This window comes from Acinetobacter sp. YH12142 (genome assembly GCF_013418435.1).
Lineage (GTDB): Bacteria > Pseudomonadota > Gammaproteobacteria > Pseudomonadales > Moraxellaceae > Acinetobacter > Acinetobacter amyesii.
Window position 1 is genome coordinate 201,560 of sequence record NZ_VPCB01000007.1, and the last position, 14,367, is coordinate 215,926.

Annotated in this window: 13 protein-coding genes; 4 read left to right on the forward strand and 9 right to left on the reverse strand. The window is 40.6% G+C overall.

Annotated elements, in window-relative coordinates:
* Window positions 1–15: 15 nt before the first annotated feature.
* The 3 genes from nrdR to glnK form a co-directional block, all read right to left on the reverse strand.
* The gene (gene nrdR / locus FTU77_RS07810; RefSeq protein WP_067763170.1) at window positions 16–474 is read right to left on the reverse strand and encodes a transcriptional regulator NrdR; all 459 of its coding nucleotides are present in this window, start codon (window positions 472–474) and stop codon (window positions 16–18) included.
* Window positions 475–612: 138 nt separating this feature from the next.
* Window positions 613–2,019, reverse strand: a complete 1,407-nt coding sequence (locus tag FTU77_RS07815; RefSeq protein ID WP_180004703.1) for an ammonium transporter — start codon at window positions 2,017–2,019, stop codon at window positions 613–615.
* Window positions 2,020–2,080: 61 nt separating this feature from the next.
* Window positions 2,081–2,419 (reverse strand): P-II family nitrogen regulator, encoded by a 339-nt coding sequence (glnK, locus tag FTU77_RS07820; protein ID WP_067763174.1) that lies wholly within the window; start codon window positions 2,417–2,419, stop codon window positions 2,081–2,083.
* Window positions 2,420–2,697: 278 nt separating this feature from the next.
* On the opposite strand from glnK, the gene FTU77_RS07825 reads away from it, so the two are divergent.
* On the forward strand, window positions 2,698–2,925 hold the full coding sequence (locus FTU77_RS07825; protein ID WP_078189551.1) for an accessory factor UbiK family protein: 228 nt from the start codon (window positions 2,698–2,700) through the stop codon (window positions 2,923–2,925).
* A 66-nt stretch (window positions 2,926–2,991) separates the two neighbouring features.
* Window positions 2,992–4,482 (forward strand): YifB family Mg chelatase-like AAA ATPase, encoded by a 1,491-nt coding sequence (locus FTU77_RS07830; protein WP_180055474.1) that lies wholly within the window; start codon window positions 2,992–2,994, stop codon window positions 4,480–4,482.
* A 43-nt stretch (window positions 4,483–4,525) separates the two neighbouring features.
* Here FTU77_RS07830 and FTU77_RS07835 read toward each other — a convergent pair whose 3' ends face one another.
* Together FTU77_RS07835 and FTU77_RS07840 are read right to left on the reverse strand one after the other, a co-directional pair.
* The gene (locus FTU77_RS07835) at window positions 4,526–5,263 is read right to left on the reverse strand and encodes a TorF family putative porin (RefSeq protein WP_180008086.1); all 738 of its coding nucleotides are present in this window, start codon (window positions 5,261–5,263) and stop codon (window positions 4,526–4,528) included.
* Between the two features lie 396 nt (window positions 5,264–5,659).
* On the reverse strand, window positions 5,660–6,436 hold the full coding sequence (locus FTU77_RS07840; protein WP_168378237.1) for a TorF family putative porin: 777 nt from the start codon (window positions 6,434–6,436) through the stop codon (window positions 5,660–5,662).
* A 716-nt stretch (window positions 6,437–7,152) separates the two neighbouring features.
* On the opposite strand from FTU77_RS07840, the gene FTU77_RS07845 reads away from it, so the two are divergent.
* Window positions 7,153–8,487 (forward strand): OprD family outer membrane porin, encoded by a 1,335-nt coding sequence (locus FTU77_RS07845; RefSeq protein WP_180055475.1) that lies wholly within the window; start codon window positions 7,153–7,155, stop codon window positions 8,485–8,487.
* A gap of 103 nt (window positions 8,488–8,590) precedes the next feature.
* Here the strand turns inward: FTU77_RS07845 and ppa are convergent, their stop codons facing one another.
* Together ppa and FTU77_RS07855 are read right to left on the reverse strand one after the other, a co-directional pair.
* Complete coding sequence (gene ppa / locus FTU77_RS07850) at window positions 8,591–9,127, reverse strand: inorganic diphosphatase (RefSeq protein ID WP_078189469.1); 537 nt, start codon at window positions 9,125–9,127, stop codon at window positions 8,591–8,593.
* A gap of 115 nt (window positions 9,128–9,242) precedes the next feature.
* Window positions 9,243–9,641: an MAPEG family protein gene (locus FTU77_RS07855; protein WP_078189470.1), complete on the reverse strand. Its 399-nt coding sequence runs from the start codon at window positions 9,639–9,641 to the stop codon at window positions 9,243–9,245.
* A gap of 107 nt (window positions 9,642–9,748) precedes the next feature.
* Between FTU77_RS07855 and FTU77_RS07860 the strand changes: the two genes are divergently transcribed.
* The gene (locus FTU77_RS07860; protein ID WP_180026516.1) at window positions 9,749–10,138 is read left to right on the forward strand and encodes a hypothetical protein; all 390 of its coding nucleotides are present in this window, start codon (window positions 9,749–9,751) and stop codon (window positions 10,136–10,138) included.
* A gap of 58 nt (window positions 10,139–10,196) precedes the next feature.
* Here FTU77_RS07860 and FTU77_RS07865 read toward each other — a convergent pair whose 3' ends face one another.
* Complete coding sequence (locus FTU77_RS07865; RefSeq protein WP_180008091.1) at window positions 10,197–11,876, reverse strand: long-chain-fatty-acid--CoA ligase; 1,680 nt, start codon at window positions 11,874–11,876, stop codon at window positions 10,197–10,199.
* Between the two features lie 149 nt (window positions 11,877–12,025).
* Complete coding sequence (parC, locus tag FTU77_RS07870) at window positions 12,026–14,245, reverse strand: DNA topoisomerase IV subunit A (RefSeq protein WP_180055476.1); 2,220 nt, start codon at window positions 14,243–14,245, stop codon at window positions 12,026–12,028.
* Window positions 14,246–14,367 lie beyond the last annotated feature (122 nt).

A 14,367-nucleotide genomic window follows, 5' to 3' on the forward strand; every position in this document is an offset into this window, starting at 1 on the left:
GGAAGCAGATGTGCATTAGTGCTCACGCTGCTGCATTTGTTCAATTTGACGACGAAAAGCTTCTACATCTTGGAAGTCTTGATACACAGAAGCAAAACGTACATAAGCCACATGATCTAAAGCAAACAAAGACTGCATGACAATTTCACCAATGGTGCGTGATTTCACGTCACGTTCACCCAAACGGCGAATTTGCAATTGAATATCACTGAGTACCGTTTCAATTTGCTCTTGCGTTACTGGACGCTTTTGCAAGGCATGCATGAGCGAGCGGCGGAGCTTGGCTTCATCAAAAGGTTCACTCTTTGAATCAGACTTGATGACACGCGGCATCACCACTTCATAGCTTTCAAAAGTTGTAAAACGTTCACCGCAACTAATACATTCACGGCGGCGGCGTATCTGACAGCCTTCAGCAGCAAGACGTGAGTCAATCACTTTACTGTCTTCAGCGTTGCAAAATGGACAATGCATAGCGGTTAAATTGAACAAATCCGAATGGATTTAGAGTGTAGCAAAAATTTTGAAATTTGTAGAGCTTTACGCTAGATATGGAAAAAAAACAGCCCTTTCGGGCTGTTTTACACAATATATTGATTTACTGTGATCTTATTATTCTACACGTTCACCATGTTGACTTAAGTCTAGACCCATACGTTCGTCATCAGCTTCAACACGGATGCCAATCACTAGATCAATCACTTTCAAGATAATGAATGTCATCACTGCTGAGTAAGCAATAGTCGCTAGTACGCCTTCGACTTGAACCCATAATTGATGCATTAAGTCGCTCGGTGCTTTATCACCCATGATGAATTCGCTGGCAAAGAATGCTGTAAGGATCGCACCCACGATACCACCGACACCATGTAGACCAAACGCATCCAAAGAGTCATCCGCTTTCAACGCACGTTTCAGCGCAGTAATCCCCCAGAAGCAAACCACACCACCGATCAGACCCATCGCTAAAGCACCACCAACTGTTACGAAACCTGCCGCAGGTGTAATCACCACAAGACCTGCTACTGCACCAGAAGCACCACCCAAAACAGACGCTTTACCACGAACCACTTTTTCAGTAATTAACCATGCCACTGCTGCTGCCGCTGCTGCAACTTGTGTTACCACCAATGCATAACCAGCGGAACCATTTGCACCCAGTGCAGAACCACCGTTGAAACCAAACCAACCTACCCATACAAGGCTTGCACCGATGACGGTTAAAGTTAGGTTATGTGGCGCCATAGATTCACGGCCAAGCCCCATACGTTTACCAAGCATGTACGCTGCAACGAGACCCGCAACACCCGAGTTGATGTGAACTACTGTACCACCCGCAAAATCAAGCGCACCGTCGTTACCTAACCAACCACCGCCCCATACCCAGTGAGTAATTGGTGCATAAACCACGACACTCCAAATTGCGATGAACGCAACAAAAGCACCGAATTTCATACGTTCTGCAATCGAACCACTAATAATGGCAACGGTAATAATGGCAAATGTCATTTGGAAAATAACAAAAAGAATCTCTGGAATCGTACCCGTCAACGCTTCTGTAGTGATACCCGACAACATAAATTTGTCTAAGCTACCGATAAAGGCATTGCCTTCACCAAATGCTAAGGTATAACCCACAATCACCCACGTTAAACTCACGACACCCGCAGCAACAAAACTGTGTGCCATGGTGCTGAGTACATTTTTCTTACGGACCATACCGCCGTAAAACAATGCTAAACCGGGAATTGTCATAAGTAGAACAAGTGCAGTGGATACTAAAATCCATGCTGTATCACCTGTATCGAGCTTAGGTTCTTCTTCTGTAGGTGCTGGTTCTGCAGGTGCTGGCGCTGCTTCAACTGGAACTGCAGCTTCTGTTGTATTTAGCGTTGTTGTATTTGCAGTATCAACTACTGTGACTTCTTCTGTAGGTGCTGTTGCGCTTTCTTCAGCCCACGCAACAGAACCACCTAAAAGTGCACTGGACAAGCCGAGTGCAATTAGCATTTTTTTCATTCGTATCCCCCGACCTGATTTTCTGAGTTATTAGCTACTCAGCAAACTTCATGCCAATTTTTTAAACGGCATCTGCACCTGTTTCACCAGTACGGATACGGATGACTTGTTCCAGATTGCTTACAAAAATTTTACCGTCGCCAATTTTTCCTGTGCTTGCAACACGAGTAATTGATTCAATTACGGTATCGACCATTTCATCACTGATTGCGATTTCGATTTTTACTTTTGGTAAGAAATCAACCACATATTCAGCACCACGATAAAGTTCAGTGTGACCTTTCTGGCGACCGAAGCCTTTAACTTCAGTGACAGTGATCCCTTGAACACCATTTTCAGAGAGTGCTTCACGCACGTCATCTAATTTAAAAGGTTTTACAATTGCAGTTACGAGCTTCATGTTTTGTTTTCCTTCGGCTTATTTCACCTGTAAGGTTTTATGTTCAATTTTCATGCCAATATGACTACAGTCGGGGGAAAATAGTCAGCCCAGCATGAGATTTCTTTATAACCTATTTTATACGGATAATCTTGCGTATGCTTATAAAAATAGACGTTTTTACTAGAAGAATTACGATTTTACTGATCGATTAAACGCATATTTAAATAAAAGCACTATGGTCATGAATGTGGCGATGTTAAACTGCTGCCACCAATTCACTGAGGATGGTCAAAACAATGATTGAAACCTTATTACAAGCGATATTAGAACAAATCGATCAGCCGAAAAAAGACGTCGAACATAATCTTCGCAGCTTACTCAATGAAGCTGTGAGCAAAATGGATCTCGTATCTAAAGAAGAAATCGAACGCCAACGTACTGCACTGAATAATGCCAATTTACGTTTAAATGAATTGTTGAAACACGTCGAAGAACTCGAACAAAAAATTCAGAACAAAAAATAAGCACCTTTTTAGTGCAACAAAAGACGCATAACGATTAAAAATAATGCACCATAACGGAACAATAATATGTCTTTTGCCAAAATCTATACTCGGGGTTTGCTCGGCTTAAATGCACCCCAAATTGAAGTTGAAGTTCATGTCAGCCAAGGCCTACCGTCATTGACCATTGTGGGCCTACCTGAGGCCGCCGTCCGTGAAAGTAAAGACCGTGTCCGCTCTGCGATTATTAATAGCGGCTTTCAGTTTCCGACCAAACGTCTGACCATTAATCTAGCACCCGCAGATTTACCCAAAGATGGTTCACGTTTAGATCTCGCCATTGCTTTAGGGATTCTGATCGCGTCGGGACAACTTCCTGAAAATGCAACAGATGGTTTTGAATTTATTGGAGAATTGGCACTTGATGGTTATTTACGACCTGTCAGTGGCATCTTAAGTATAGCCATTGCCTGTCAGCATATCGGGCATCATCTGATTCTACCGGCACCCAATGCCGATGAAGCGGCACAACTGCCGGAGTTCCAAGTCTTTCCTGCACAGCATCTTAAGGATGTGTGTGAACATTTAAGTCGTTCAGCCTTAATCAGTAGCCATCCCTCGACATCGTCAGCCAATCAACACAGTTATCCCTTTGATTTATCTGATGTGAAAGGTCAACTCAGACCACGTCGTGCTTTAGAAATTGCGGCTGCAGGCGGTCACTCCCTACTATTTCGTGGCCCTCCGGGCACAGGCAAAACTCTACTCGCCTCGCGTTTGGCTAGTATTCTGCCCCCCTTAGATATGCAAGAAAATTTGCAAGTCGCGAGTATTTATTCCATTGCAGGTGCAAATCATCATTTTGGGCAACGTCCATTTCGTGCGCCACACCATACGGCATCTGCGATTGCCCTCGTCGGTGGAGGATCAAATCCTAAACCGGGTGAAATCACCTTGGCACATTTAGGGGTTTTATTTTTAGATGAGCTGCCTGAATTTGATCGAAAGGTGTTGGAGGTATTACGGCAACCACTCGAATCCAAAGAAATTGTGATTTCAAGGGCTTCTCGTCAAATCACTTTCCCTGCAAATTTTCAACTGATTGCGGCGATGAATCCTTGCCCATGTGGCTATGCCTTCAACCAAGACAGCCGCTGTCAATGTAGTGCTGAAAGTATTAAACGCTATCAAAACCGTATTTCAGGTCCATTATTAGATCGTATTGATTTACATATAGATGTCCCGCCACTGGCAGCGCATGAATTACAAAGTTCGCAAGAGGTTGAAAGCTCAAGTACGGTTAGGCATCGTGTTATACAAGCTTATGCGTTACAAATAGAACGTCAGCAAAAATCCAATATGGCACTGACGCCGACGCAATTGGAGCAACAAGCAGTTTTGGATGCTACTGCACAGAATATTTTACAGTTAGCCCAGCAGAGAATGAATTTATCTGCGCGTGCCTATCATCGGGTGTTACGTGTTGCCAGAACCATTGCCGACTTGGCTCAAAGTGAACACATTCAAGCTCAGCACGTTTCTGAAGCGCTGTCCTATCGAAGCCAGCTCAATACTTAAAAAAATGGCGACCTAAGGTCGCCATTTTTAATGCTCTTTAAAATTAGAATTCGTATTTCAAACCAAATACGACTTTATTCTTTTGTTTTTCATCCGCACGGTCATAACCACCAACTGTGTAATTCATGCTTGCGGTAACACCTGTATCTGCTAAAGGCTTGCTTAGACCAATATCAAAGTGACGGAAACCAAAGCTTTCTGTTGTTCCTAAATTATCTTCAAAATCACCTGAATCTTGATATGCATATAAACCAAGCGCGGTATCTAGACTGAAGTCTTTAGGAAGTGCATAGCTATATGATGCTTTGATATAAGTATCACCTGCATTACCCCATGAAACATCTTCAAGCAAAGTTTGCGCTGTTAAGCCAAAATCTTTATAGCTTAGCCCAAGCATTGTTTCTAAACCGTTTGCATCACTTGTATCAATATCATAGTAATAGTAGTAAGTTAGACCTGCTGTGTAACCAAGATCATCATTAATTGAACCGTTATAGCCCGCATAAAAATCATTTTCAAAACCATTCGGTAGGTCATCACCATAGTTTAATGTTGAACCCCACCAACCTGCATAGAAGCCTGATGCATGGCTATAATCCAAACCACCTTGGATTGTCGCATCTTTATTTTCAGGCACATTGGTAATACCACGTAAATTATAGCTAGACAGTACGCCGATATTTCCAGATACAGAATGCTCTGAAGCAGGTGCTTCAGCAAATGTAAACGTCGATGCTGCTCCAAGTACAGCGATTGATAAAGCTTTAAGTGCAAATTTCATGGTTTGTTCCCCCACATCGTGCGACGACGTATTTTTTGGTTATTTCGTTGAACTCAATGAGGTATTAGCAAGCGCTGTGCCATGTTTAAAAATATACACATATTTTTTTTATAAAGGTCACGATTTTGGCTTTCATAAAACATATAAGATACTGTTTTTATTTGTTATTTTTTAATTACTCTATTTAACTATTTTTCTCTAAATTTTTTTTTAGAATGCCGATTGTTAACTATTCAGATTATTTAAATCTTCGGGTTGATAGTTGTAACAGGATTTTAAAAATGCGCTTTTTTGAGTATATTTTTTCTACACCGATCTCAAAAATGCATAAAAAAAGTGCACAATCACCATTATGCACTTTCAAGAATATGACCAAATACGGTCAACTCGTTAATGTTAGAAAGAATAGGTCAATCCAACCACAACGTTATCGTCTAATTGCTCGCCTTCACGATCTTTACCGCCCCATACATAATCAGCAGCAATTTCAAACCCAGTATCTACAATCGGTTTACTCAAGCCTAAACGTGCTTCAGTGAACACCACATCTTCTGTAGTTGTTAATAGGCTGTCATCACGACTGTCATTAAAAACAGAAACACCAAGCGATGAATTTAATGAAACATCATAAGGTAATGCATAGCTATAAGTAGCATTCAGATATACATCTCCTGCGTTGCCATAATTAACATCAGACAACAATACAGCCATGCTTGCAGTTAAATCTTTATAACTTATGTCCTGAATAAATTCGACGCCCGTTGTGCGACGCTTTTCAGAGCGGTCGTCGTTATACACTGAACCGCCACCTTGATAGACATAGGCCATCACTTGTGACTTATAGCTCCAATCTTCATTCAGTTCACGTCCATATCCAACATAGAAATCATGTTCAAAACCATGTGACTGACTGTCGTTCGTAGGGTCATAGTTGAGTGTAGAACCCCAATAGCCCGCGAACAGCCCACTGTTGTGTGCATATTCAAGTCCGGCTTGTAATGCCGCTTGATCATTTTCTTCACTCGCACGGTACACATATTTGTTTACCACGCCCAAACTTCCAGACCAATTCCCTTGTGCAGTTGTGGCTTGTTCAGTTTGTTCTGCAAATGCAGGGACTGTACCTAGGGTCACTAAAATACTTAAAATTGCTTTTTTATAAAATTGAATCATGTTTAGTCCCCACATCGGATCGATCGTGGATTGGGTTGAGTAAAATTTAGCGCCGATTTTAATCGATTTTACCGCACTGTATAGCCCCTTTTTTCTTATTTTGATCAATTAAATCATTTAAAAACAAAGCTAAGATTATATAAAATAGTAAAAAATAAGCTTTTGATTCATAAAATATCTTTTATCGTGTTCCAGTCTTTAACAATGATTTAATGTTTTAATTTATATGTATTTATCACGATTATTATCATCTTTTATTGAGCTAGATTTTTAAGGAAAACATTTCTGACGACTTCGCTAAAAGTCATTCTCTATTTACTAAAAATACGCCAACAGTGCTTACTTAGCCTGAACATTGATGCCATGCACCTCAGCAGTTTTTATACTTTTTGATCAAAATACGAATTTAGATTCAGCACAAATTGTCGCGAAGAGTAATGATAAATCAGCAAGTTAAATGAAAGTTTTTACCGTTTTTTATATTTTTTTATGATAAGCAATGAAGAAACTTCTCTTTAGCTTAATATATATTCAATTTAAATAAACTATTTGTTAAACAACAATAACATACGAAACATTTGCTTATTACAGATTGACCGATGATCTGAATGTTTTCTAACTTTAGTGTAATAAGCGCATTAAAAATAGTGATTTTTTTAAGAAAAAATATACAATCGCACTACATATTAACCAAATTTGCATGAGGCTCTCTCCCAATGCTTAAAGCTCAACAACTAACACTTGCAGTATTAGTAAACGCTGCTCTTATTTCTACTGCTTTTGCTAGCGAACAAAGCGAATCTAAAGGCTTTGTGGAAGATGCCGAAGGCTCTGTATTATTCCGTACAGGTTACATCAACCGTGACAAAACCAATTACATTGACAATGATACTGGTGCAGTAAAACGAGTAACAGATACCAGCTCAGCTGCTCAGTCTGCGATTGTAAAACTTGAATCTGGTTTTACAAAAGGTATTATCGGTTTTGGTGCCAATGTTACTGGCGATGCTTCATTCAAATTAGGCAGCAATGATAATGCTGGCAATGGCATGATTCCGCTTCATAACGGCGGAGCTAAAGATGCAAATGGTGATGTAGACGCCTATAACCATTGGGCGCGTGGCGGAGCTAGCGTTAAAGCACGAGTATCAAATACAACTGTTGAATACGGTACCCAAGTTCTAGATCTTCCTGTACTTGCGTCTAATACAGCACGTATGGTTCCAGAATATTTCACTGGTGTTCTTGCGAAAAGCCGTGAAATTGAAAATCTAGAATTGGTTGCTGGTAAATTCACAGAGAATCAATATTCAGATCAAATCAATACTGATGGCCGTCATCTAGATAATGCAATCGTTTGGGGTGCAAAGTACAAATTTAACGATCAGCTTAATGCATCTTACTATGGCTTAGACAGTGAAGATGCGCTTGAACGTCACTACATCAATGCAAACTACACATTGCCTTTAGCTGAAAAACGCTCTTTAAATGTAGACTTCAATGGCTACCATACTGAATGGGACGAGCAAGCTGGAACTTATTCTTCAACAATTGGTAATAAAAATATTGACGGCCGCAGCAATAGCATCTGGTCTCTTGCAGGTACATTAAACCAAGGCGCTCACTCAGTCATGCTGGCTTACCAACAAAATACAGGCAACACTGGTTATGACTATGGCGAAAATGCTGATGGCGCACAGTCAATCTATGTAGCTAACTCATACTTATCTGACTTTGTGGGGAACCATGAAAAATCGGCACAAGTTCAATATAACTTAAACTTTACTGATTATGGTGTGCCAGGCTTGAACTGGACTTCTGCATTCGTTTATGGCTGGGATATTAAAGTCAACAATTCAGCAAAAGAAGGTCAAGAGCGCGAATTCTTTAACCAAGTGAAATATACTGTTCAATCTGGTTTTGCTAAGGAAGCAAGCTTACGTGTACGTCATTCTTACTACCGCGCAAGTGATAACTACCAAGCTGGTAACTATATCGGTGATACAAACGAATGGCGTTTATTCTTAGACATCCCTGTGAAATTATTTTAATTTCGCAGCTACTCTAAGATAGCGAAAAAAAACCTGCACACTGTGCAGGTTTTTTTTATGAGCATCGTTTTCATATAAAAACGATGCTCAGCTTAAAACAATATTATTTGTTCGCAGCTTTGTAAGCTTCAATTGAGCTAAGTACTTCTTGTTTCGCAACATCAGCACCTTCCCAACCACTTAACTTAACCCATTTACCAGGTTCTAAGTCTTTGTAGTGTTGGAAGAAATGTTCAATTTGATTGATCAATAATGCAGGAAGATCTGTATATTCTTGAACATCTTTATAAAGCGGAGTCAATTTGTCGTGTGGAACCGCAACGAGTTTTGCGTCAACACCACCGTCATCTTCCATGTTCAATTTACCAACAGGACGGCAACGAATTACAGAACCTGGCTCTACTGGATGTGGAGTTACCACAAGTACGTCTAGTGGGTCACCATCCAAAGATAATGTATTTGGAACATAACCATAGTTCGCTGGGTAGAACATTGCAGTACCCATGAAACGGTCTACAAATAACGCATCAGAATCTTTATCGATTTCGTATTTGATTGGTGCTGCATTTGCAGGAATTTCAATAATGACATAGATGTCGTTTGGTGCATCTTTACCCGCTGGGATATTGCTGTAGCTCATAGCATCACTCTTTAAACAAAGTTAAATCTTTTAATCCGGCACAATTATAACGGTTTTATCGCTTTTTTTGTGATTTTAGCGATCATGCTGATAATTTAATCATCAAGCAGAACATTTAGCTTAATTTAATGACCAATAACATCAGACAAATTGGGCATAACATCGACAAGGTCCAAATAATTGAACGTAAAGTTGCCCAATTGGCTAAATAACATAGCCCATAAATAACGCGTAAAACGAGATAGGCAATCCCAAAGGTCATGATGTATTGTTGATGAATCACCATGTATTCAGCCATTAGAATAGCCGCAATAAATAAAGGTAAACTTTCAAAACTATTTTGCTGCACTGCATGTGCGCGGCTCGCCAATCCTGTAGAGCGCGCTAAAACTTCACGTGGATTTTGATTATCACTCGACTTAAAACCTGCAGCTCGCTTCGCAATAAATGTAAATACATATGGCAATAAACAAGCGGCCAAAATGAGATAGATGATCCCACTGATGCTGTGCATGTGTTTTTTCTCAGGAAGATTTTATGGCTGCTATAATACCATGGCATTTCGTGAATAATTTTTGTTAAATATAGTGTTTTTATAATCGGCAGATGAAAGGATCCTCTATGAGCACTTCTGATCAAGATCAATTATTTGAAGTTCTTGAAGAGCAAAAACGCCATCAGCTTCGCGTCGATCGTGTCTTAAAAATCGTCATTCCAGTGACTGCATTTTTACTTGCTGTGATTTGCGCCAACTTAAATGTCTGGTCGACTGTATTCAGCTTTGTCATCATGTGGATTGCATTCTATGCAGTTTCCATCAAGCAACTTCCCCTTTGGCATTGGGTCATTGTCATTGCCCTATATTGCTTAGTTGACAATATTTTAACCTATGGCAGCTATAACCAATCCGGCTTTAGTCGTCAGTTCGGCGCGATGTTTATTTTCTTGGGTGTTTTTGGTGTAGGACGTCGCTACTTTGATCGCTGGTCGATGAATAAAGGTAAAATTTAATGATCTAAATTTAAAGCGATAAAAAAAGCGCCCGAAGGCGCTTTTTTTATGCATCGTATTATGCGGTTTTACGCAAATCTTTACGTAGAATTTTACCAACGTTCGATTTTGGTAATTCATCCATAAATTCAACATAACGTGGACGCTTATAGCCAGTTAAGTTTTCTTTTGCGAATGCCAAAACTTCTTCAGTCGTTAAAGATGGATCTTTTTTCACAACGAATAATTTAGGTACTTCACCTGATTTTTCATCAGGAACACCAATCGCAGCAACTTCTAGTACTTTTGGATGTTTTGCAACAACTTCTTCAATTTCAGAAGGATAAACGTTGAAGCCAGACACCAAAATCATGTCTTTTTTACGGTCTACAATCTTCACATAACCGCGTGGATCCATGACACCAATGTCACCTGTACGGAAGAAACCGTCCGCCGTCATTACTTTGGCAGTTTCATCTGGACGGTTCCAATAGCCTTTCATGACTTGAGGACCACGAATCGAAATTTCACCTTGCTCACCTTGAGCAACTTCATTGCCATCATCATCTAAAATAGCAACTTCAGTCAGTGGCAATGGAATACCAATCGTACCGCTGAATTCCATTGATGCTGGAGGGTTTGCGGTTGCAACAGGTGAAGTTTCTGATAAACCATAACCTTCGATAATATTGGTACCTGTAACTTTCTTCCACGCTTCTGCAGTCGAAGGAAGCACTGCCATACCACCACCCATCGCCATTTTTAGCTTACTGTGGTCAAGTTGCTTGAACTCTTCATTGTTCACCAAAGCATTGAACAATGTGTTCACTGCTGGGAAGAATGAAGGTTGGTATTTACGTAATTCTTTCATTACCGCAGGTAGGTCACGCGGGTTAGGAATCAATACGTTTGCCTGACCTTTGTACATACCGTAAAGTGCACACACCATAAATGCAAAGATGTGATACAGCGGTAATGCACAGAAGATACGATCATCTGGCTGACCATCTTGCTGACCAAATTTACTTTGGAAAATACCATCACACTGCAACATGTTTGACACAAGGTTACGATGGGTCAATTCTGCGCCTTTAGATACGCCAGTTGTACCACCGGTATACTGAAGTACAGCAGTATCACTTAAAGTTAAGTTTGGACGTTTGTAATTGTTTGCACTCACTTTAGACATTGCTGCATTAAAGCGAATATGACCTGGAATGTTCCAAGCTGGAATTTGTTTACGTACTGAACGTAATACAAAGTTAACCAATGTACCTTTCAGCGTACCAAGCATGTCACCCACAGATGCCACGATCACGTGTTTTACTGGGGTTTTACCAATAATCGCTTGGTAAACAGATGCAAAGTTTTCAATAATAACAAGAGCTTCTGTTCCAGAGTCATTCAATTGATGCTCAAGTTCACGAGAGGTATACAGTGGATTCACGTTGACCAATACCAGGCCAGCACGGAATACACCCAATGCGACAACAGGATATTGAAGAACGTTCGGCATCATGACTGCAACGCGTGAACCTTTGGCCAAACCTAAACTTTGCAAATAAGTTGCAAATTTACGGCTAGCTTCATCAAGTTCTTTAAAAGTTAAGACTTTATCCATAAAGATAAAGGCATCTCTTGAGCCAAACTTCTGGAAATTACGCTCAAAAATATCGACCAATGAGGTATTTTCTGCGGGTAATTCTACAGTTTCTGGAATCCCTGTCTTTTGGTATTCAGCGAACCAAATCTTTTCCATAACGCCCAATTCTCCTGTCGTAATCCTTAATAATCCAACTGTTTTTTTTCAATATTAAGCGGTCATTATTTAACTTGTTTGTGCTTAATATTGCATCCATTTCACGAATAACAGCATATATAACGTATTTCGTTCCATGGATGCTAGTATTATCTTTGAATGAACAGTTTATTTGCTTTTTGATATCCACGTGGTAACAACACACCTTTCGATGCACGTTTGCCCACATATTTTTGCAGATCGTCGCCTTTAAGCTTTAATTGTTGATTACCTGCAAGCACTTGAATTATTTCATTTAAATTCAAAGTTGTCATGGATACAATTTGATCTTTTGCCTCAAGTTGTATCAATTTATTACCTTTACCCTTATTCAGCACTGGTAATTCATCAAGTTCAACCAACAGCAAACGCCCCGCAGAACTGAGGAGTGCAAGATGTGTTCCATTCTCAATCGCCGTTAAATTCATAACCGCCGCCCCTTCAGACAAGCTAAGGAAGGCTTTACCCGCTTTGGCATTGGTATCGAGATTTTTCGCTTGGGTTTTAAAGCCATAGCCTTTACTACTCATTGCCAAGACTTCTGTTTCATCTTCAGCAATAAACACTTGTTTAAAGCCAACACCACTTGCAGGTGCAAGCTTAGAACTCAGAGGCTCACCTAAACCACGCGCGGATGGTAAAGTATTGATGCCCAAAGCATAGCTACGACCGGCATCATCTAAGACATAAACACGTTGATTTGATTTACCTTGTGCATGGCTGAGATATTGGTCACCTGCACGGAAATTTAAGTTCTCAGCATCGACTTCATGACCTTTCGCCGAGCGAATCCAACCCGCTTCAGACAACACCACAGTCACAGGATCTGCAGGAAGCATATCTTGTTCATTAATCGCATGGGCTTCTGCACGTTTCACAATTGGAGAACGGCGGTCATCACCAAATTTCTTCGCATCTTCTTTCAGTTCATTAATGATCAAGGCTTTTAATGATTCAGGATTCGCCAGTTGTTCACGAATAATGGCAGCTTTGGCTTCCAATTCTTCTTGTTCACGGCGCATTTCCATTTCTTCAAGTTTTGCCAAATGACGTAACTTGAGTTCTAAAATGGCTTCGGCTTGAATTTCATCGATATTAAAATGCGTCATTAACACAGGTTTAGGCTGATCTTCTTCACGAATAATACGAATCACTTCATCAATATTCAGATAGGCAATGATCAAGCCTGCAAGTATATGTAATCGTTTTTCAATTTTATTCAGATGATAAGTCAAACGACGTGTTACGGTATTTTTACGGATTTCGATCCATTCCAACAAAATACGGCGGATCGATTTCACTTGCGGACGACCATCGGCGCCAATCATGTTCATATTGACACGATAGCTCGACTCTAGATCGGTGGTTGCAAATAGATGACTCATCACCGATTCAGCATCAATACGGTTTGAGCGTAGGACAATCACTAAACGTGTTGGGTTTTTATGATCTGACTCATCACGTAAGTCCGTGACCAATGGCAACTTCTTCGCCTGCATTTGATCTGCAATCTGCGTGATCACTTTCGAACCTGAAACCTGATACGGTAACTCCGTAATCACGATTTCATTTTTCTCAATACTGTACACAGCACGAGTTCGATAACTACCGCGACCCGTGGTTTGAATTTTAAGTAATTCTTCTGGAGAACTAATAATTTCCGCACGTGTAGGCAAATCAGGTGCAGGAATATATTCTGCGACTTTCTCATCGGTTAAGTTTGGATTGCGAATTAAGGCGATGGTGCCCTTCACCACTTCACGTAAGTTGTGCGGTGGAATATCGGTTGCCATACCCACTGCAATACCCGTTGTGCCGTTGAGTAAAATATTTGGAACACGTGCCGGTAAATTCACTGGCTCTTTCATCGAACCATCAAAGTTATCCTGCCAATCACAAGTCCCTTGTCCTAACTCAGACAATAATAAATCACTATACGCAGACAGTTTTGCTTCGGTATATCGCATTGCTGCGAAGGATTTCGGATCATCTGGTGAGCCCCAGTTTCCCTGACCTTCAATAAATGGATAGCGATAACTAAACGGCTGCGCCATGAGGACCATGGCTTCATAACAAGCTAAGTCACCGTGAGGATGGTATTTACCCAGTACATCACCAACCGTACGTGCAGATTTTTTTGGCTTACCCGTTGGCTTTAACCCGAGTTCACTCATCGCATAGACGATACGACGCTGAACGGGTTTTAGACCATCACTGATATGTGGCAATGCACGATCCATAATCACGTACATGGCGTAGTTGAGATATGCTTGTTCGGTAAATTCTGCTACGGAACGGTTTTCTGTCGCATGATGCGCAAGGCTTGTCATAACAACCTGTAATCCTAAATTGTTCGTTCTTTATTGGGTTCTTATGCTATGTCGCAGGTGTCCCCTATACAAGGGGATGATCTAACACTCTGCGACAAATTGTGTCTTATGGCGTAAAAATA